Source organism: Peptostreptococcus russellii (genome assembly GCF_900110295.1).
Taxonomy (GTDB): Bacteria; Bacillota; Clostridia; order Peptostreptococcales; family Peptostreptococcaceae; genus Peptostreptococcus; species Peptostreptococcus russellii_A.
In genome coordinates this window covers 1-19143 of record NZ_FODF01000005.1, presented here as the reverse complement: position 1 = coordinate 19143, position 19143 = coordinate 1, and the positions used below count along the sequence as shown (strand labels likewise).

Sequence of the window (19143 nt, the reverse complement as noted above, 5' to 3'; positions counted from 1 at the left end):
TTTAAGAAAAAGTGAGAGGTAGTAACATGAAGGCAGAAAAAAAGAAATCAAAAATGTTGTATAAAGTGATTGCAGTAGGCTTTGCGTTAGTGTTTGCGATATCCAGTGTTGCGTTTGCGATAAGCGTGCTTTTAAGTATGAGATAATTTCACAGGAGGTGAAAAAATGAGTGTGATAGAAAAAATATATGACCTTCTTAAGAAGGAAAGTATAATAGAGTTAAGGGTCGTAGGAAAGGATCTTGGAGTAAAATCTGTGACGACCTATAAGAAGGCAGAGCTTTTAGATAAAATAATGGAAAAATTGGATAATGACAAACAAGGCTTAATGGAATTAAAAGAAAAATTAAATATTGATGATGATAATGATTGTAAAGAAAATGAATTAAAGGAAAAGAATATAGATTATAGAGAAGGAACAGAAGAAACAGAAGAAACAGAAGAAACAGAAGAAACAGAAGAAAACAGTAGAAAGTACGATTCTAATGAAAACAAGAACAACAGAAGAAATGACTTTAACAGTAATAATGTGTTTAAACAAGTGGAACAAAGAGTAAGTAGTTCAAATAGATATAAGTCTAATTCAGGTAATGAAAATAATCAAGGAGAGTATAAGGGTTTTAGTAGTAATAATATAGATAGAAAGATAACTGATGCTTTCTTTTCAACACCACCAGAAATGACAGAGGAAAATAAGGCTGAAGGTGTTCTTGAAATTCTTCCAGATGGATTTGGTTTTTTAAGAGGAACAAATTATCTTTCAACAGAAAATGACGTATATGTTTCACCAAACCAGATAAGAAAATTTGGTTTGAAGACAGGGGATTTTGTTACAGGTGTTACAAAGCCAGAGAATCCAAATGAAAAGTTCAAGGGCTTAATGTATATATACTACATAAATGGAGATCATCCTTCTACAGGTAGAAGCAGAAAACCATTTGAACATCTTGTACCTATATATCCAGATGAAAAACTTGTTTTGGAAACAGATGCAGAAACAATATCTACAAGAATAATAGATCTATTTTCTCCAATAGGAAAGGGTCAAAGAGGCTTGATAGTAGCTCCACCAAAGGTTGGTAAAACTGTATTATTAAAAAAAGTTGCAAATAGTATCTCAGTAAATCACCCTAATATAAAATTGATAGTTCTTCTTATTGACGAAAGACCGGAAGAAGTAACAGATATGAAGGAATCAATAGATGGTGAAGTTATATACTCAACATTTGATCAGGTTGCATCACACCATGTAAAAGTTGCGGAAATGGTTCTGAATAGAGCACAAAGACTTGTTGAACATGGACAGGATGTAGTGATATTACTAGACAGTATTACAAGATTAGCTAGAGCTTATAATCTAACAATTAGCCCTACAGGAAGAACTTTATCTGGTGGTATTGATCCAGGAGCTCTTCATGGTCCTAAAAAATTCTTTGGTGCTGCTAGAAATATAAGAAACGGTGGTTCGCTTACAATATTGGGAACAGCTTTAGTAGATACAGGATCAAGAATGGATGATGTAATATTTGAAGAGTTCAAGGGAACTGGTAATATGGAACTTCATCTTGATAAAAAGCTTGCAGAAAAGAGAATATTCCCTGCAATAGATGTATACAAATCTGGAACTAGAAGAGAAGATCTTTTATTAAGTGAATCTGAAATGGAAGTACTTTACAAACTTAGAAGAATGGTAAGTGATGATAGTACTCAGATTGCTGCGGATAAGGTAATAGAAGAGATGAAGAAGACAGATAGCAATAGAGACTTTATAGAGCTTATAAATAGTCTCGATTTCATATAAAAATCAAAATAAAGAATATCAAATTAAATATTCGAAAATAATAAAACAAAAAATACAGCTTCTTTTTTTAATAATATAATAAAAGAAGCTGTATAACTTTTTATTTAAATTAAAAAACATATATAGTAAAGAAAATAATTTATATAAAAACCATTTATATAAATGTCAATAAAAAAAGAAAAAAATTATAATACTATGGACAAAGATGTTGAATTCACTTTATTATTATGTTATAATAAGGGAGTTGAATTTAAGCGGTTTTCTTAGAAATCCGAAAAAGAAATATTTTAAAAGCGAGGTGAATCAATAATGCAGAAGGATATACAGCCAAACTACAAGGAAGTTGAAGTACGTTGCGCATGTGGAAACACATTTATGGCAGGTTCAACTAGTGATGAAATAAGAGTAGAAATATGTTCAGAATGTCACCCATTCTACACTGGTAAGCAGAAGAATATCGAAAAGGGTGGTAGAATCGATAAGTTTAAGAAGAGATTCAACATGGAATAATATTTCGTGTAAATTAATATTTGAATTCGAATTTACATATTACTTAAAGATAGCGTGCCAAAGTGTACGCTATTTTATATTATTTCACTTTCTAAAAAGTTAATAGAATAAAAATATAGCCGAGTAGATTATTTCTACTCGGCTTCTTACTTTTATATAAAATTTTTTTTATAGTTATTACATGGAAATTATTTCTTAAAACTAGCTGCAATCATTCTTTCAAAACCTTGAATATCTTTTTTTGTATAAATATTTTCAAATCCAGAAGAAATCATTTTATCTGCAATTTTATTTGCTTGATCATGACCAGATTCAAATATTAGCATTCCACCATCTTTAAGAAATTCTCTAGAATCCTCAATAATATTATTATAAAAATCCATGCCACTTTCACCGCCAGAAAGAGCAATAAAGGGTTCATAATCTTTTACATCAGAATTTAAACTAGCTATAATTTTTTCTTCAATATAAGGTGGGTTAGAAACAATAATATCAACCTGTCCTTTTAAAGTTTCTAGTTGAGTTGATTCAAAAAGATTGCTTTCTATAAGTTGTATATTTTTTACATTTAGATTTTCAGCATTTTTCTTGCATACTTTAAGAGCTCCTTTGGATATATCTACTCCAAAAAGTTGAAAGCTATCAGCATTTTCTGCAAGAAGAGCACTGCTTAAAATAATTGCACCTGAACCAACACACATATCTAATATTTTTATGTTTTTCTTATCTGACAAGGAATTCATTTTAGAAATTAATTCTTCGACTATTACTTCTGTATCAGGTCTAGGAATTAAAACATTTTCATCTACGTAAAATTCAATACCCATAAATTCTTTTTTATTTATAATATATGCAATAGGCATTTTATTTAATCTTTTGTTAAACAGTGATTCAAATTCCTTGAAGGATTTTTCGTCAACAGCTTTGTCATAATTTAGCATAAGTTTAATCTTATCTTCAATATTTAATACATAAGAAAGTAGTATCTCAACATCGAGTCTAGCAGATTGGCTGTAAGGCATTAATTTTTCAGTATATTCAGCGATTATTTCTCTTATTTTTTTCATTTTATTCTCCTTTATATATTTGCATATCTAATTTATTTTGAAATATAAGTAAACATACATTAGTTTTAAATATTAATTACTTAAAGAGTATAACATATCTAGGCTTCATTAGAACTACTATATCAAAAAATCACAATATATTTTTTGAAAGAAAAGACAAAACATATAAAAAGAGAGTATAATAGAATAGAGAATGATGAATAAAAAATTCATTTTCTTTATTAGAAGATGAGACAAGAAAAATCAAAAGTGTAAGAGATTTTAAAAAAGTCTATACAAAGAAAAAATAATAAACATAGCTTGCAGGAAATGCTAAATTTTAGTGTGCTAAAAGAGGGTTGTAGAGTTTAATTATTTGTATTATTGAGGAGAGTTATGGAGAAAAGAAAAAAGATTTTAAAGGCTTTTAAAACTTCTTTGCCGATTGCATTTGGTTACATATCTTTAGGTTTTATGGCTGGTGCTATGGTGCAGAAGGTAGGATTTAATGTTATTGAAATACTATTAATGTCTATACTTATTTTTTCTGGAAGTTCAGTTTTTATTACGGCTAATATGTTATCAGCAGGTATAAATCCTCAGATTTCAATATATCTTGTAGCCACAATACTGATTACTAATCTAAGAAATATTATGTATAGCTCATCACTATTGAGTGATACAAAGGATTTAGAGGGAAAGAAAAAAATGTTATTTGCTCAGTTTATTACAGATGAAACATTTGCAGTAAATAAGATAGCATTTAACAGTGATAAGGAATGGGATGGAGATACAGCCCTTTATCTAAGTTTATTTGCTTGTCTATACGGTGTAATAGGAAATGGTCTGGGAGCAATCTTTGGACAAATAATAGATATTCCACTAGATTTAGGCTTTTTTATGATGTCTAGTATGTTTATTGTTTTGACAGTTCTTCAAGTAAGTAGCAAAACCGACTTTTTTATGGTTATAGTATCGCTTATAGTGTCACTGATTGTTTTAAATATATATCAGGGCGGATTGGATCTTATAATAATTGCTCTTATTGTTGCAACTATAGGTTATTTTATTGACAAGAAAAGTGAAGGGAAAAGAGGTGAAGTAAATGAGTAGTACATTTCTTAAATTGGGGATAATATTTCTTTCTTTTATAGGAATGTACTTGATGAGATACATTCCCTTTGCATTGCTTGGAGAAAAAGGTACATCAAAGGAGTTTGAGAGATTTATAAAGTATATACCTATTGGTGTATTTGTAGCTCTTACAGTTAAAGATGTATTTTTTAAAGATGGAAGAATGTTTCTGTCTTTAGAAAATATAAGGCTATTGCCAGCTTTATTGATAATAGCTATTTCAGTTAAATTTAGAAATATAGGTGTTTCAGTTATTTCTGGAGGAATAATAATACTTATATCAATGTTTTTAACAGGTAAAATCTAGAAAACACAGAAAATAAATAACTTTATCTTATAATTTTTTAGTTTTGTTAACAATGCTTGTTGAAAAGGTGAATATATGTTATAATATAAAATTGATTATGTTTAAGAACGAATAGTAGTATTGCAGATGCAAATTGCAATTATCAGATATTTATAAATACAGGAAGGTGGAAATAAATGCTAAATAAGCTAAATGTTTTGGAAGATAAATACAAAGAGCTAAGTGAAAAAGTTGCAGATCCAGAAATAATAAGTGATCAGCCAACTTGGCAAAAACTTATGAAGGAAAACTCTGAACTTGAGCCAATTGTTATGAAATATAGAGAGTATAGAGATGTAAGTAATGTGATAAATGAATCAAAGGAAATTCTTGAAAATGAAAGTGATGAGGATTTAAGAGAATTAGCTAAGATGGAATTGTCTGAAGCTGAATCTCAGATATCTCAAATAGAAGAGGAATTAAAGATTCTTTTAGTTCCAAAGGACCCTAATGATGAAAAGAATGTTATAGTTGAAATTAGAGGTGGTGCAGGTGGTGATGAAGCTGCACTATTTGCAGGAGATCTATTGAGAATGTACAGTAGATATGCAGAAAGAAGAAACTGGAAGACTTCTATGATGAGTTCAAATGAAACAGGAGTCGGCGGATATAAGGAAGTTTCATTTATGATAAAGGGTAAGGGCGCTTATTCAAGATTGAAGTACGAATCAGGAGTACATAGAGTTCAGAGAATACCAACAACTGAATCAGGAGGTAGAATACATACATCAACAGCTACAGTAGCTGTTCTACCAGAAGTTGAAGACGTTGAAATTCAGGTAAATCCAGAAGATATAAGAGTTGATGTTTTTAGAGCCTCAGGCAATGGTGGTCAGTGTGTTAATACAACAGATTCAGCAGTAAGACTTACTCATATACCAACAGGAGAAGTGGTATCATGTCAGGATGAAAAGTCACAGCTTAAAAATAAGGAAAAAGCTATGAAGGTTCTAAAGGCGAGATTATATGATAAGGCAATGGCTGAACAGCAAAAGGGAATTGCGGCAGAAAGAAAGAGTCAGGTAGGTACAGGAGATAGGTCAGAAAGAATAAGAACTTATAATTTCCCACAGGGTAGAGTAAGTGATCATAGAATAAACTTAACATTATACAAGTTAGATTCATTCTTAGACGGTGATTTAGACGAGATGATAGATGCGTTGATTACAGTTGACCAGACAGAAAAGATGTCATCACTTTAATTTGTTGTTAAAGTAGTTTTCTAAGAGCTCTGGCCAATAAGCCAGAGTTCTTTTTGTAAAAACATATGGATTGGTGTTCATATATAACTGTTTATTCGAAAGGAGGTTGGCAGCCTATAAAAACTGCCACAGATATGGAGACAATAATAAAAACTATAGATCCTAAAAATATTGATATGGACATTATAGAAGAATTTGGAAAGATGTTGGCTGATGGAAAAACTGTTATTTTTCCAACTGAAACAGTGTACGGTCTAGGTGCTAATGCACTAGATGAAGATGCAGCGGCCAAAATATATGAAGCAAAAGGAAGACCAAGTGACAATCCACTATTGGTACATATATCTGATAAAGAAGACCTTGATGCTCTTGTAGAGGATGTTGATGAAAGGGCAAAAGTTCTTATAGACAAATTTTGGCCAGGTCCTTTAACGATAGTATTTAATAAAAAAGAGATTATACCTGATAGGACAAGTGGTGGTTTAAATACTGTTGCTATAAGAATGCCATCAGACGAGATTGCAAGAAAATTAATAAGAGCATCAAAAGTTCCTATTGCTGCACCATCTGCTAATATATCGGGTAAACCTTCGCCTACAAAGGCAGAACATATTATTAATGATATGGAAGGAAGAGTAGATGCTATACTGGTAGGTGAAGATTGCAATTATGGTGTCGAATCTACAATTATTGACTTGTCTGGAGAGTGTCCTTTGGTACTTAGACCAGGTTGTATTACATTGGAAATGCTAAGAGAAGTCTTAGGCAAAGTGGAAATAGACCCATCTATAATGAATAAAGATGATAATAGAAAGGCAAAGGCTCCTGGAATGAAGTATAAGCACTATTCGCCAAATGCGGAAGTTTATATAGTTGTAGGAGAAAATGAAAAAAGAATAAAGAAGATAAATGAATTAATAGAAGAAAATTCCCAAAAAGGACTTAAAACTGGAGTATTATGCATGAAACATAATTCCTCAAGATACAATGCCAAGACATTTGACTTGGGAGAAAGTTATGAGGAAGCTGCTCACAAACTTTTTGATGAGCTTATAAATTTAGATAATATGGGAATAGATATTGCATATGCAGAAAACTTTGAGGAAAAAGGAGTAGGTGTTGCCATTATGAATAGACTTAAAAAGTCCGCTGCCTACCGAATAATAGAAGCTTAGATTTATTTTATAAAACAATGATTTTTATTAGCTAAACATAAACAGAAGTAGATTTATTTTAATAATTATATCTTTTTATGTAAAATCTAAGATACAATCTGTACATTGTGGACAGAGTTTAATTTGTGAAAAACATAAGATAATAATCTTAAGTGTTTTCTTGCTGTACGCTTATAAAAAACAAGTGAAAGTATAAAAATAATTAAGGTTGAATTAATGTTTTAAAGATAATATATTATAATTGGAGGGACTATTGTATGAAAATTGCATTAGGATGTGACCATGGAGGTCTAAATTTAAAGAATGCTATTAAAAAGCATCTTGAAGAAAATAATTACGAAGTAGAAGACTTCGGAACATACTCTACAGATTCTGTAGATTATCCAGATTATGCTAAGAAGGCTGCTATGGCAGTTGCAAATGGAGAAGCCGATTGTGGAGTCCTTGTTTGTGGAACTGGAATTGGTATAGGAATATCTGCTAATAAGGTAAAGGGAATTAGATGTGCTACAGTTGGGGATACTTTCTCAGCAAGAATGACAAAGGCACACAATGATGCAAACATGATAGCATTAGGTGAAAGAGTTACAGGTATAGGACTTGGACTTGATATAGTAGATGCATATCTTAATTCAGAATTTGAAGGTGGAAGACACCAAAGAAGAATAGATAAGATGATGGAAATAGAATCAGAAAGTTTATAGTAGACTATAAATAGTAGGTATAGGTACTTCATTTAATAAAGTTAAAAGTGTAGAAATAATTTGAAATACTTAAAATAAAATTAATAAGAATTTTGATTACTTTAATAATAAATATTAAGAAAAGTAACAAATGCAAATGTTTGTCGAAAGTAAAATTAAAATATTGTAAATATCTACTAAAATATAAGATAAATATCTAAGAAAAAAATTAGAAAAAAATTAGAAAAAAATTAGGAAAATACTATTGAATAATATTACAAAAAGAATTATAATAACTGAGACATTTAAATGCAAGATATTATTCAATTAATCATTGAGAAATTATATTATAAAATAACGTGAACAAACTAGGAGGGCATTATGAAAAGAGTAATAGTTACAGAACATCCATTAATTCAGCATAAATTGACATTGATGAGAATGAAGGATACAGGGTCAAAGGATTTTAGAGAGTTATTAACAGAAATAACAATGTTAATGGGTTATGAAGTAACAAAGGACTTGCCTTTAAGTGAAATAGAAATTGAAACACCAGTTATGAAGACTAAGTCAAAGGTTCTATCAGGTAAAAAGTTAGCTATAGTTCCAATATTAAGAGCAGGTATAGGAATGGTTGATGGATTTATAAGTCTAATACCAGCAGCTAAGGTTGGACATATAGGACTTTATAGAGATCCTGAAACTTGTAAGCCAGTAGAATACTACTGTAAGTTACCTCAGGATATAGGTGAAAGAGAAGTTTTACTTGTTGACCCAATGTTAGCAACAGGTGGATCAGCAACAGCAGCAATAGAATTATTAAGAGAAAAGGGCGCTAAGAATATAAGAATGATAAATCTTGTAGCTGCCCCAGAAGGAATTGAAGAAGTACATAGTAAGTATCCAGATGTTGATATATACGTCGCTGCAGTTGACGAAAAATTAAATGACCATAAGTATATTATTCCAGGTTTAGGAGATGCTGGAGATAGACTTTTTGGTACTAAGTAGGTTAAATTGCAGAGGTTGTATGAATTATCATACAGCCTCTAAAATATTTTATTTACATTTTACAATTAATGTTTTTCATAAAAACTTTTAATTAAGATTTATGAAAGGTAAGGCTTAATATAAGTTGAGCAGCTAATTATTAATAAGACGATTCAAAATTTGAATTGCTTAAAAATTTTTACTAATCATTGAATATTGAATACAATGTTCGTTAAAAAATAAAGAAAGTATTTGCAAATTTAGAAAATTAATAGTAAAATGTGATTTATATAATGTAGTTTGAAAAAGTATATTTTTATTTTATAATGAAATTGGAGAGGTTCTTTTGAATAGAAAGCAATGGTTTGAAGTTGTTAAGACCATGTCCTTGCTAACTCAGTTAGGGTTAATGGTAATAATTTGCGTTTTTGGATGTCTATTTGTGGGTATATATCTTGACAGAAGGTTAAACACGTCGCCTATTTTTGCATTGATATTTATTGCAATTGGTATAGCGAGTGCTTTTACAAGTGTATATCGAACAGTAGGACCATATATTAAGAAAAGGAAGTGATGCCTTGGATATTACAGTTCTTAACAGTATCAAGAAGATACTCATAGGTATGGGTATATATGACATTGTAGTTTTGGTGATATTGTTTGTGATTAGAAAAGCATCTTTTTCCACGATCGGCGGTCTTTTAGCAGGGAGTATTATATCTGTTATAGCTCTTTTAATGCTTACTAAAAATGTAGTCGATCTGGTTGACAAAGATAAAGGAAAGGCTAGTGTTGGTGCAGTATTTGGATATCTTTTAAGACTTAGTTTATATGCGGCAATACTTATATTTGCGGCTGTAACAGAGTACATAAGTATATATACTGTAGCAGTGGGTCTTATAAGTACGAGTCTTGTAATCAAGGCTCAGAACTTAGTGTTAAAAAAAAATAGAAGAAAGGAGGAGTAAATTATGTATCAAGCCAAATATGTTCTTTACTTGGGAAAGTGGTCTTTAAGTGAGACTGTAATCGTACAATGGATAATAATGTTATTATTAATTGTTATAGCTCTCATAATGACACGAGGACTAAAGAAGTATCCTACAAGTAAGAGACAACATTTTTTGGAGTGGACTATAGGTTCACTTAGAAATTTGGTAAGAGAAACAATGGGAAATAAATTTGTAGACAGAGTACCATGGATTACTTCATATATAGGAACGTTGTTGCTCTTCTTTGTTTGTTCAGACTTAATTACACTATCATCACTTAAGTCGCCAACTACAGACTTGGACACAACAGTTGGATGGGCTATTATAACATTCTTCATGATTTATATTATGGGAGTTAAGTTTAAAGGTATTAGTTACTTTAAAGAGTTTATTGAACCTTCACCACTTATGCTTCCACTTAATATAATAGGGGAGTTATCAAGGCCAATTTCACTAAGTTTCCGTCCATTCGGTAATATACTTGGAGGAACCATAATTATGGGGTTGGTATATCAGCTTTTAGGATATATATCAACATTGATTCCACATATGAGTGTTCCGGTAGGTCAGTTCTTGATTCCGATACCGTTACACATGTATTTTGACTTATTTGCAGGTACATTGCAGGCATTTATATTCGTAATGTTAACAATGGTATTTGTCAGCAGCGCAGCCTCAGACGAATAAGGATAAATCTTTATTAGAGATTAGAAAAAATATTAAAAAATAAAATTTGAATGAAATCAGGAGGAAAATAATATGTTAGAAGGAATGAGTTTAGGAATAGCAATAGCAGGTTCAGCTATAGGTGCTGGTATAGCCGTAGCAACAGGTATAGGTGCTGGTATAGGACAGGGGTATGCAGCTGGTAAGGGTGCAGAAGCAGTAGGTAATCAGCCAGAAGCAAAGAGTGATATAGTATCTACTATGATATTAGGTCAGGCAGTTACAGAGTCTTCAGCAATATACGGTCTAGTTATAGCAATATTATTAATATTCGTAAACCCTTGGATAAAGTAATCAAATCGTTATTTGATTTGAAAATACTAGAAAGGGGGAAGGAATATGGAATTTAAGCCATTGGTAGGCTTGACACCTGAAGTATTCATAACTATTGCCAACACTTTAGTATTATTCTTAATATTAAAGAAGGTTCTTTTTAAGCCAGTAATGAAAATTATGGATGAAAGAGAAGCTGATATTAAAAGCGATATAGAGCAGGGCAAGAAAGCAAAAGAAGAAGGTTTGAAGTTCAAATCTGAATATGAAACAAAGGTTGGAGCAGCCAGAGATGAAGGTCAGCAGATTGTTGAGATGGCAAAGAGAAGAGCTGAAGAAAAATCTTCTGAAATCATTGCTAGTGCAAAACGAGAAGCTGAAAATATCAAAACTAAGGCTTCTGCTGACATAGAGAAAGAAAGACAGCAGGCATACAACGATGTTAAGGGAGAAATCTCTAGCATAGCATTGTTGGCAGCATCTAAGGTAATAGAGAAAGATATAGATAAGTCTAAACATGAAGAGCTTATTGATGAATTTATTAAAGAAGTAGGAGATGCTAAATAATGATTAGTCAGGTTGCAATTAGATATGCTCAGGCATTATTCGAATTAGCAGAAGAGGAAAATCAGACTTCTGAAATATATTCTGAAATAGTTGATTTAAATGAAGTAATAAGTTCAAATAAGAGTCTTTACGACGTACTTAGATCTCCTTTTATAGGAAGAGATGAAAAGAAAAAAGTTGTTTATGAGCTATTTGCAGATAAAGTTCAGAAAAACACTAAAAATTTCTTAATGGTACTAGTAGATAATGACAGAACTACTCAATTGTCATCTATCGTTCAGTCGTACAAACAATTTATGAACAATAAGTTTAATATCGCAGAAGGCAAGGTATACACAGCTATACCTCTAAGTCGAGAACAAATTTCAGAGTTGGAAAAGAAACTTTCTGCTAAGTACAATAAAAATGTACAACTTGTTAATGAAATAGACAAAGACATTCTTGGTGGTGTCCTTGTAAGAATAGGAAACGAAGAGATAGATGGAACTGTTAAATCAAGGTTAGATGATTTGAGTGAAAAACTATCTCAAGTAATATCATAGAAATGGTGGTGAACCCATGAATTTAAAACCAGAAGAGATAAGTTCCATAATCAAAACACAAATTAAAGATTATGAGAATAAGATAAAACTTACTGATACTGGTAGCGTATTGAGCGTAGGGGATGGTATTGCCAGCGTATATGGATTAGAAAATGTAATGTCTGGTGAATTACTTGAATTCCCTGGTAGCGTATACGGTATGGCGCTGAATCTTGAGGAAGAAGTAGTCGGTGTCGTAATACTAGGTGAAGATATAGGTATAAAGGAAGGCGACGTAGTTAAGAGAACTGGAAGAATAGTTGAGGTTCCAGTTGGTGAAGCTTTACTAGGTAGAGTTGTTAACGCACTAGGTCAGCCAATAGACGGAAAGGGCGAAATAAAAACTGATAAAACAAGACCGGTAGAAAGCCCAGCACCGGGAATAATGGATAGAAAGTCTGTATTTGAACCACTACAGACAGGTATAAAGTCAATTGACTCAATGATACCTATTGGTAGAGGTCAGAGAGAACTTGTAATAGGTGATAGACAGACTGGTAAGACATCTATTCTTATGGATACAATAATTAACCAAAAGGATAAAGATGTTTTATGTATATATGTAGCTATAGGGCAGAAGAGATCAACTGTTGCTCAGTTAGTATCTACATTAGAAAAATTTGGGGCTATGGACTATACAATAGTAGTATCAGCCACAGCATCTGAATCAGCTCCACTTCAGTATCTTGCTCCATATGCAGGTGCTGCAATGGGTGAAGAGTTTATGTATAATGGAAAGCATGTATTAATAGTATATGATGATTTAAGTAAGCAGGCAGTTGCATACAGAGAAATGTCATTGTTACTTAGAAGACCACCAGGTCGTGAAGCTTATCCAGGAGATGTATTCTATCTTCATTCAAGATTACTTGAAAGAGCGGCTAAGTTATCAGATGAATTAGGTGGAGGTTCTATGACTGCACTTCCTGTTATAGAAACACAGGCGGGAGACGTATCAGCATATATACCAACAAACGTTATATCAATCACAGATGGTCAGATTTACTTACAGCCTGAACTATTCTATTCAGGTATAAGACCAGCCGTTGACCCTGGTATATCAGTATCAAGAGTTGGTGGATCTGCACAGATTAAATCAATGAAGAAAATAGCAGGTACATTAAAGCTTGCTTATTCACAGTATAGAGAACTTGCAGCCTTTGCTCAGTTCGGTTCTGACCTAGATGAAGATACAAAGAGAAGATTGGCTCAGGGTCAGAGAATAGTTGAAGTATTAAAGCAGGGAGAACACTCTCCAGTTGCTGTTGAAAATCAGGTAGTTATAATATTTGCAGTAATACATGATTTATTGGCAGATATAGAAATAGATCAGATTAAGGACTTTGAAAAGGGTCTATATGACTATATAGATAGCGTACATCCTGAATTGCTTCAAAAAATACTTAAGGCTGAAGATTTTAACGAAGAGTTAACTAAGGCAATAGAAGAATTCAAAGTTAAGTTTAAGGCTGAAGCATAATCCAATCAGAGGAGGTATGTAAATGGCAGGAGCCGGTATGAAGGCAATAAAAACTCGTATCGCCAGTGTAAATAGCACAAAGCAGATTACAAATGCCATGCATCTGGTTGCGTCTTCAAAATTAAGACGTGCTAAGCAGGCAGCCGAAGAATCTAGTGCATATTTTAACACTTTATATGAAACAATCGTTGAGATATCAATGAATACAAAGGGCGTTAACAGCGAGTTTTTAAAGAGCAGAGAATTGAAAAGAAGATGCCACATAGTGGTTGCAGGTGACAGAGGTTTGGCAGGAGGATACAATGCTAATGCTTTTAAAGAAGCAGAGAAGTATATGGGCCTTGTAGAAGACTGTGTAATACCAATTGGAAAGAAAGCCTGTGATCATTTTTCAAAAATGGATGTGGAAATAATAGAAAAAATAGAATCAGTAGAAAAGTATGAGTTTGAAGATGTAAAAAAAATCACTAATAAACTTATGGATATGTTTATAAAAGGTGAAGTGGATGAGGTTCTGTTTACTTACACACAGTTTCATTCAGCACTTTCTCAAGAAGCAAAGATTGTAAAGGTATTGCCATTAGTATTTGATAAGCCGCTTGAGTACGGTGGGGAGTTGTATGATGAAGATTTAAAAGAAGATGACCCGGATGTATTTATTAGCGAGGAAATGCTACAAGCAAGAGAAGAAAGAAGACTAATAGAAGAGAAGGAAGCCGAAGAACTTGCCAAGAAAAGCCAAAAAGCTGGGATGGCAAAAGTTAAATATCTTCCATCTCCTCAAAGCGTTCTTGAATTTTTAATACCTACATATATATCAGGAACTATCAATGGTGGTATAGTTGAATCTTTTGCTTCAGAACAAGGGGCTAGAAGAACTGCTATGGAATCAGCTACTGATAATGCAAACGACATGATTCAAAGTTTAGAGCTTAGCTACAATAGAGCAAGACAAAGTGCAGTTACTCAGGAAATAACTGAGATAAGTGCCGGAGTCGAAGCCCTAAAGTAAGGAGGAAAAAATGGCAAATGTAGGAAAGATTGTACAGATCGTAGGAGCTGTACTTGACGTTAGGTTTGATAATGAAAAAGATCTTCCTAACTTATTAAATGCTTTAGAGATAAAGACAAAAGATGATAAGACTATAGTAGCCGAAGTTGCTCAGCATATAGGAAACGATACAGTAAGATGTATTGCAATGAGTGCAACTGATGGTTTAGTTAGAGGAATGGACGCAGTTGATACAGGTGCACCAATATCTGTACCAGTAGGAAATGAAACTTTGGGAAGAGTGTTTAATGTACTAGGTGAACCAATAGATTTAAAGCCTGTCCCAGAAGGTGTAGCTTATTCACCCATACACAAAGAAGCTCCAAAGTATGATGAATTAGAAACAACAGCTGAAATACTTGAAACTGGTATCAAGGTAGTCGATCTTCTTGCACCGTACTTAAAGGGTGGTAAGATAGGTCTATTCGGTGGTGCCGGTGTTGGTAAGACCGTACTTATACAGGAACTTATAAATAATATAGCAAAGCAGCATGGTGGTATATCAGTATTCTCAGGTGTTGGTGAAAGAACAAGAGAAGGTAATGACCTTTATAATGAAATGACAGAGTCAGGAGTTATAAAGAAGACTGCCATGGTATTTGGACAGATGAATGAGCCACCTGGTGCAAGAATGAGAGTTGCGCTTACAGGTCTTACAATGGCTGAACACTTTAGAGATCAAGAAGGACAGGACGTTCTATTATTCATAGATAATATATTTAGATTTACTCAGGCTGGTTCAGAAGTTTCAGCGCTTCTAGGGCGTATGCCATCAGCAGTTGGTTATCAGCCAACTCTAGCAACAGAAATGGGTGCTTTACAGGAAAGAATAACATCAACTAAGAAGGGATCAATCACATCAGTACAGGCTGTTTATGTACCGGCAGATGACTTAACTGACCCAGCTCCGGCTACAACATTCTCTCATCTTGATGCTAAGACAGTTCTTTCAAGACAGATATCATCACTTGGTATCTATCCTGCAGTTGACCCACTTGAATCTACTTCAAGAGTACTTGACCCAAATATAGTAGGTGAAGAACATTACGAAGTAGCAAGAGGGGTACAGTCAATACTTCAGAGATATAAAGAACTTCAGGATATTATAGCTATACTTGGTATGGATGAATTATCTGATGAAGATAAGGTAATAGTTGCTCGTGCAAGAAAAATACAGAGATTCTTGTCTCAGCCGTTTACAGTAGGTGAACAGTTTACAGGTATTCCTGGTGTATACGTTCCTGTAAAAGAATCTATAAGAGGATTCAAAGAAATTCTTGAAGGTAAGCATGACGATCTTCCAGAATCTGCGTTCTTATTTGTTGGTACTATAGATGACGCAGTTAGAAAGGCGAAAGGAAGTGCTAACTAATGTTTAAACTAAAGGTAATAACTCCTAATAAGATATTCTTTGAAGAAGAAGTAGAAATGGTAATATTTAAGACTACAGTTGGAGATAGAGCCATATTAAAGGGGCATGTACCTATAGTAGCAGGAATTAAAGAAGGAAAAATGAAAGTGAAGATTTCCGGTAAATTTAAAGACGCCGAAATAGGTAGTGGATTTGTAACAGTAGATAATAATACTGAAACAGTGTTATTAACAGAGAAGGCTCTTTGGAAAGACCTTTCTTCTGAAGAATAGAAGTAAATAATGTGATTTGCAAGAACAATAAATTTATAAAAAAGGGCAGAGGATTTTCTCTGCTCTTTTTTAGTTATACTGTAAAGTTATTTAATTATAAATCTTTAGTAATTGCAATTGCATTAGCTGTGGCATAATTTTTAGAATGAGAAATTGAAATCAGTATTTCAGCAATATTTTTTTCTTTGCAGAGTTCAAGAAACTTCCCTTGAGGCACTACAAAAGGCTTATTTAACTCATCTCTTAGTATTTGTACATCTTTTAGCTGAAAACCTCTCAAACCAGTGCCTAGAGCCTTCATAACAGCCTCCTTGGCACAGAAGTTACCAGCAATAGATTCAGGTTTATATTTTTTATTCTTTAATATTTCAAGTTCTTTATCTGAAAATAGCTTATCTAGAAGTTTTAAATTTCTATCTAAAGCTTTATGTATTCTATCTATTTCTATAATATCTGTACCTATTCCATAAATCATAGTAAACCTCCAGAATTTAATTATTATACTTAAATTATATCATAGCAACCTAATAAAGAAGTAGATAAAATATTTTATCTCTATAATAAAGCATATGTATAATAGTAAAAAATAAGTAAAAATTTATTTAGAATATAATACTATTGGGAATATTAATGAATATTCAGACTGTTCGAAAATAGACAGAGTTGTATATGATAAAAATGTATAGTATAATGATAGCAGAGTTTATATAAATATAAGGTATTTTATAATATGAATTGAGTATTATTTTGAATAATTACTATGAGTTTTAATATGCAAATTAACAAATAAGATTTGTAATTGCTTAATTGATTGTTCATCAAAGGAAAGGAAAACGTTAAAATGGTTGATTATAACAATCTGTCTGAAAGGGCAAAAAACATCAGGCGCAATGTGATAAAAATGATATATAGTGCCGGTTCGGGACATCCGGGCGGTTCATTATCATGTGTAGATATATTAGCGGCTTTATATTTTGGAAAAATGAATATAGATCCAGAGGTGCCAGATATGAAGGACAGGGACAGATTTGTAATGTCTAAAGGACATTCCTCCCCTGCAATATATGCAACCCTATGTGAAAGGGGATACTTAACAGAAGAGGATCTAAGTGGCTTTAGAATGATAAATCATCCACTTCAAGGGAGTCCAGATATGCTTAGGGTCAATGGGATAGATATGTCTACAGGTTCTTTGGGACAAGGCTTATCTGCAGCTTGTGGTATGGCTTTAGCTTCAAAAATGGACGACTTAAATTATAACGTATTTGCTCTTTTAGGAGATGGTGAGCTTCAAGAGGGAATGATTTGGGAAGCGGCTATGTTCGCATCTCAGTACAAACTGGACAACTTGATGGCTATAGTAGATATGAATGGTCTTCAAATAGATGGAAAAACTGATGAGGTAATGAGCTTAGGCTCAATAAGTAAGAAGTTTACAGCATTTGGATGGTATGTGGTAGAAATAGATGGTCATGATTTTGATCAGATATTTGGAGCATTTAATATATTTGAAAAAGTTACAACAAAGCCAATGCTAGTAATAGCAAATACAGTAAAAGGTAAAGGAGTTTCTTTCATGGAAGATGAGTGCAAGTGGCATAGCCAAGTAATTGCAGAAGAAGATTATCATAAAGCCATGGAAGAATTAAGATAGGTGATATTATGAGTAAAGGATCAATGAGAACAGCTTTTGGAAATACTTTAGTCGAAATAGAAAAGGAAAATCAAAATATAGCAGTTGTCGATGCTGATTTATCCTCCTCCACAAAGACAGATATTTTTAAAGCAGTATTCCCAGAAAATTTCGTAGACGTGGGAATTGCAGAACAGAATCTTTTAGGCGTTTCATCAGGTCTAGCTTCAACAGGTAAAAATGTATTTGCAAGTTCTTTTGCAGTTTTTGAAACTGGAAGAGCATATGAAATCATTAGAAACATGGTTTGTATTGCGAATTTAAATGTCAAACTGTGTGCTACGCATGCTGGTTTAATGACTGGACCAGATGGTGGTACTCACCAATCAATAGAGGATATAGCTATTATGAGGGTTCTTCCGAATATGAAAGTATTAGTTCCAGCAGATGCCAATGAAACCAGGGAAATGGTAAGGACAATGGCAAAGATAGAAGGACCAGTATACATGAGAATGGTAAGAGACGATGTGGAAGACATTTATTCAGAGGACTATAAGTTTGAATTGGGAAAATCAAGTGTACTAAAAGATGGAAGTGATATAAGTTTAATTGCATGTGGACCTATGGTAAAGTTAGCATTAGAAGCAGCAGAAGAACTTGAGAATGATGATATTAGTGTAAGAGTAATTAATATGTCTTCAATAAAGCCAATTGATGAAGAATGTATAATAGATTGTGCAAGGAATACCAAGGGTATCGTAACAATAGAAGATCATAGCGTTATTGGTGGTTTAGGTTCAGCTGTCTCTGAAATAGTAACAGAAACTTGTCCTAGTCTAGTATATAAAATTGGTGTAAATGATTTATTTGGAGTATCTGGAAAAGCAGAAGAACTTTATAATGAATACGGGCTTACTGTTGATAATATATGTTCAAAGGCATTAAAAATACTAGCTTTGAAAAACAAAGATAAAGATATAGATTAGTATTTATAAAAATATAATAGTATAAATAGATGAAAATACCGGCTTCAATAAATTAGATGGTTCTTTGTCAAATAGTGTTGATGAAAAAATATCATATAATTTAATCTAATTAATAGGTAGCATAGATAACTTTCTATGCTACCTATTTTATCTCAAATCGTTCTCTTAAAAGTATTCTGGCTCTCATATTTCTATAGCTTCTAAATCCGAAGGATACTCTTTTAAAAACCTTTATCATATTGTTTTTACCTTCTACTACTGCATTGGTATAGCTATATTTGATTGAGTTAATTACATAATGAATTCTCTTTTTTAGTGATTTTA

24 protein-coding genes are annotated in these 19143 nt (G+C 32.5%); 21 read left to right on the top strand and 3 right to left on the bottom strand.

Going from position 1 to position 19143, the window contains the following annotated elements; all coding sequences use genetic code 11:
* The first annotated feature begins 11 nt into the window (after window positions 1-11).
* The 3 genes from BMY82_RS09625 (at window position 12) to rpmE (ending at window position 2310) form a co-directional block, all read left to right on the top strand.
* Window positions 12-146 (top strand): hypothetical protein, encoded by a 135-nt coding sequence (locus tag BMY82_RS09625; RefSeq protein ID WP_278308733.1) that lies wholly within the window; start codon window positions 12-14, stop codon window positions 144-146.
* A gap of 19 nt (window positions 147-165) precedes the next feature.
* Window positions 166-1800: a transcription termination factor Rho gene (rho, locus tag BMY82_RS04200; RefSeq protein ID WP_091975017.1), complete on the top strand. Its 1635-nt coding sequence runs from the start codon at window positions 166-168 to the stop codon at window positions 1798-1800.
* Between the two features lie 309 nt (window positions 1801-2109).
* The gene (rpmE, locus tag BMY82_RS04195) at window positions 2110-2310 is read left to right on the top strand and encodes a 50S ribosomal protein L31 (RefSeq protein ID WP_091975015.1); all 201 of its coding nucleotides are present in this window, start codon (window positions 2110-2112) and stop codon (window positions 2308-2310) included.
* 188 nt (window positions 2311-2498) lie between these two features.
* On the opposite strand, the gene prmC is transcribed toward rpmE, so the two are convergent.
* Entirely contained in the window at window positions 2499-3377 is an 879-nt protein-coding gene (gene prmC / locus BMY82_RS04190) for a peptide chain release factor N(5)-glutamine methyltransferase (RefSeq protein ID WP_091975013.1), read from the bottom strand.
* A 375-nt stretch (window positions 3378-3752) separates the two neighbouring features.
* On the opposite strand from prmC, the gene BMY82_RS04185 reads away from it, so the two are divergent.
* The 16 genes from BMY82_RS04185 to BMY82_RS04110 all read left to right on the top strand — a co-directional run bounded on the left by BMY82_RS04185 (window position 3753) and on the right by BMY82_RS04110 (window position 16200).
* The gene (locus BMY82_RS04185; protein WP_091975011.1) at window positions 3753-4469 is read left to right on the top strand and encodes an AzlC family ABC transporter permease; all 717 of its coding nucleotides are present in this window, start codon (window positions 3753-3755) and stop codon (window positions 4467-4469) included.
* Complete coding sequence (locus BMY82_RS04180; protein ID WP_091975009.1) at window positions 4462-4797, top strand: AzlD domain-containing protein; 336 nt, start codon at window positions 4462-4464, stop codon at window positions 4795-4797. The genes BMY82_RS04185 and BMY82_RS04180 overlap by 8 nt, the downstream gene beginning before the upstream one ends.
* 176 nt (window positions 4798-4973) lie before the next feature.
* The gene (prfA, locus tag BMY82_RS04175) at window positions 4974-6038 is read left to right on the top strand and encodes a peptide chain release factor 1 (protein ID WP_091975007.1); all 1065 of its coding nucleotides are present in this window, start codon (window positions 4974-4976) and stop codon (window positions 6036-6038) included.
* A gap of 134 nt (window positions 6039-6172) precedes the next feature.
* Window positions 6173-7213: an L-threonylcarbamoyladenylate synthase gene (locus tag BMY82_RS04170; protein WP_091975005.1), complete on the top strand. Its 1041-nt coding sequence runs from the start codon at window positions 6173-6175 to the stop codon at window positions 7211-7213.
* Window positions 7214-7470: 257 nt separating this feature from the next.
* Window positions 7471-7917 (top strand): ribose 5-phosphate isomerase B, encoded by a 447-nt coding sequence (gene rpiB, locus BMY82_RS04165; RefSeq protein ID WP_091975004.1) that lies wholly within the window; start codon window positions 7471-7473, stop codon window positions 7915-7917.
* Between the two features lie 360 nt (window positions 7918-8277).
* Window positions 8278-8907: a uracil phosphoribosyltransferase gene (gene upp / locus BMY82_RS04160; RefSeq protein WP_091975002.1), complete on the top strand. Its 630-nt coding sequence runs from the start codon at window positions 8278-8280 to the stop codon at window positions 8905-8907.
* A gap of 325 nt (window positions 8908-9232) precedes the next feature.
* The gene (locus BMY82_RS04155) at window positions 9233-9460 is read left to right on the top strand and encodes an AtpZ/AtpI family protein (RefSeq protein WP_242938908.1); all 228 of its coding nucleotides are present in this window, start codon (window positions 9233-9235) and stop codon (window positions 9458-9460) included.
* Between the two features lie 4 nt (window positions 9461-9464).
* Window positions 9465-9854 carry an ATP synthase subunit I gene (locus tag BMY82_RS04150; RefSeq protein WP_091975000.1) on the top strand — a complete coding sequence of 130 codons (390 nt, stop codon included), beginning with the start codon at window positions 9465-9467 and terminating at the stop codon, window positions 9852-9854.
* A 3-nt stretch (window positions 9855-9857) separates the two neighbouring features.
* On the top strand, window positions 9858-10565 hold the full coding sequence (gene atpB / locus BMY82_RS04145) for a F0F1 ATP synthase subunit A (protein WP_091974998.1): 708 nt from the start codon (window positions 9858-9860) through the stop codon (window positions 10563-10565).
* 72 nt (window positions 10566-10637) lie between these two features.
* The gene (gene atpE / locus BMY82_RS04140) at window positions 10638-10898 is read left to right on the top strand and encodes an ATP synthase F0 subunit C (protein ID WP_091974996.1); all 261 of its coding nucleotides are present in this window, start codon (window positions 10638-10640) and stop codon (window positions 10896-10898) included.
* Window positions 10899-10943: 45 nt separating this feature from the next.
* On the top strand, window positions 10944-11444 hold the full coding sequence (atpF, locus tag BMY82_RS04135) for a F0F1 ATP synthase subunit B (RefSeq protein ID WP_091974994.1): 501 nt from the start codon (window positions 10944-10946) through the stop codon (window positions 11442-11444).
* Entirely contained in the window at window positions 11444-11986 is a 543-nt protein-coding gene (locus BMY82_RS04130) for a F0F1 ATP synthase subunit delta (protein WP_091974992.1), read from the top strand. Before atpF ends, BMY82_RS04130 begins: the two co-directional genes overlap by 1 nt.
* 16 nt (window positions 11987-12002) lie before the next feature.
* On the top strand, window positions 12003-13505 hold the full coding sequence (atpA, locus tag BMY82_RS04125; protein WP_091974990.1) for a F0F1 ATP synthase subunit alpha: 1503 nt from the start codon (window positions 12003-12005) through the stop codon (window positions 13503-13505).
* 22 nt (window positions 13506-13527) lie between these two features.
* Entirely contained in the window at window positions 13528-14517 is a 990-nt protein-coding gene (atpG, locus tag BMY82_RS04120) for an ATP synthase F1 subunit gamma (protein ID WP_091974988.1), read from the top strand.
* Between the two features lie 10 nt (window positions 14518-14527).
* Window positions 14528-15928: a F0F1 ATP synthase subunit beta gene (gene atpD, locus BMY82_RS04115; RefSeq protein ID WP_091974985.1), complete on the top strand. Its 1401-nt coding sequence runs from the start codon at window positions 14528-14530 to the stop codon at window positions 15926-15928.
* On the top strand, window positions 15928-16200 hold the full coding sequence (locus BMY82_RS04110; protein WP_091974983.1) for a FoF1 ATP synthase subunit delta/epsilon: 273 nt from the start codon (window positions 15928-15930) through the stop codon (window positions 16198-16200). Before atpD ends, BMY82_RS04110 begins: the two co-directional genes overlap by 1 nt.
* A 94-nt stretch (window positions 16201-16294) precedes the next feature.
* On the opposite strand, the gene acpS is transcribed toward BMY82_RS04110, so the two are convergent.
* The gene (gene acpS, locus BMY82_RS04105; protein ID WP_091974981.1) at window positions 16295-16675 is read right to left on the bottom strand and encodes a holo-ACP synthase; all 381 of its coding nucleotides are present in this window, start codon (window positions 16673-16675) and stop codon (window positions 16295-16297) included.
* Between the two features lie 342 nt (window positions 16676-17017).
* Here acpS and BMY82_RS04100 point away from each other — a divergent pair, with 342 nt between their 5' ends.
* Together BMY82_RS04100 and BMY82_RS04095 are read left to right on the top strand one after the other, a co-directional pair.
* Window positions 17018-17854: a transketolase gene (locus BMY82_RS04100; protein ID WP_278308734.1), complete on the top strand. Its 837-nt coding sequence runs from the start codon at window positions 17018-17020 to the stop codon at window positions 17852-17854.
* Between the two features lie 8 nt (window positions 17855-17862).
* Window positions 17863-18819 carry a transketolase family protein gene (locus tag BMY82_RS04095; protein ID WP_091974977.1) on the top strand — a complete coding sequence of 319 codons (957 nt, stop codon included), beginning with the start codon at window positions 17863-17865 and terminating at the stop codon, window positions 18817-18819.
* Window positions 18820-18961: 142 nt separating this feature from the next.
* On the opposite strand, the gene BMY82_RS04090 is transcribed toward BMY82_RS04095, so the two are convergent.
* The coding region (locus BMY82_RS04090; RefSeq protein ID WP_144019710.1) for a transposase at window positions 18962-19143 on the bottom strand (182 nt) is incomplete at its 5' end.

Coding starts and splice junctions, on each gene's coding strand:
- rho (WP_091975017.1), top strand. CDS start 166: ATGAGTGTGATAGAAAAAATATATGACCTTCTTAAGAAGGAAAGTATA.
- rpmE (WP_091975015.1), top strand. CDS start 2,110: ATGCAGAAGGATATACAGCCAAACTACAAGGAAGTTGAAGTACGTTGC.
- prmC (WP_091975013.1), bottom strand. CDS start 3,377: ATGAAAAAAATAAGAGAAATAATCGCTGAATATACTGAAAAATTAATG.
- BMY82_RS04185 (WP_091975011.1), top strand. CDS start 3,753: ATGGAGAAAAGAAAAAAGATTTTAAAGGCTTTTAAAACTTCTTTGCCG.
- BMY82_RS04180 (WP_091975009.1), top strand. CDS start 4,462: ATGAGTAGTACATTTCTTAAATTGGGGATAATATTTCTTTCTTTTATA.
- prfA (WP_091975007.1), top strand. CDS start 4,974: ATGCTAAATAAGCTAAATGTTTTGGAAGATAAATACAAAGAGCTAAGT.
- BMY82_RS04170 (WP_091975005.1), top strand. CDS start 6,173: ATGGAGACAATAATAAAAACTATAGATCCTAAAAATATTGATATGGAC.
- rpiB (WP_091975004.1), top strand. CDS start 7,471: ATGAAAATTGCATTAGGATGTGACCATGGAGGTCTAAATTTAAAGAAT.
- upp (WP_091975002.1), top strand. CDS start 8,278: ATGAAAAGAGTAATAGTTACAGAACATCCATTAATTCAGCATAAATTG.
- atpB (WP_091974998.1), top strand. CDS start 9,858: ATGTATCAAGCCAAATATGTTCTTTACTTGGGAAAGTGGTCTTTAAGT.
- atpE (WP_091974996.1), top strand. CDS start 10,638: ATGTTAGAAGGAATGAGTTTAGGAATAGCAATAGCAGGTTCAGCTATA.
- atpF (WP_091974994.1), top strand. CDS start 10,944: ATGGAATTTAAGCCATTGGTAGGCTTGACACCTGAAGTATTCATAACT.
- BMY82_RS04130 (WP_091974992.1), top strand. CDS start 11,444: ATGATTAGTCAGGTTGCAATTAGATATGCTCAGGCATTATTCGAATTA.
- atpA (WP_091974990.1), top strand. CDS start 12,003: ATGAATTTAAAACCAGAAGAGATAAGTTCCATAATCAAAACACAAATT.
- atpG (WP_091974988.1), top strand. CDS start 13,528: ATGGCAGGAGCCGGTATGAAGGCAATAAAAACTCGTATCGCCAGTGTA.
- atpD (WP_091974985.1), top strand. CDS start 14,528: ATGGCAAATGTAGGAAAGATTGTACAGATCGTAGGAGCTGTACTTGAC.
- BMY82_RS04110 (WP_091974983.1), top strand. CDS start 15,928: ATGTTTAAACTAAAGGTAATAACTCCTAATAAGATATTCTTTGAAGAA.
- acpS (WP_091974981.1), bottom strand. CDS start 16,675: ATGATTTATGGAATAGGTACAGATATTATAGAAATAGATAGAATACAT.
- BMY82_RS04095 (WP_091974977.1), top strand. CDS start 17,863: ATGAGTAAAGGATCAATGAGAACAGCTTTTGGAAATACTTTAGTCGAA.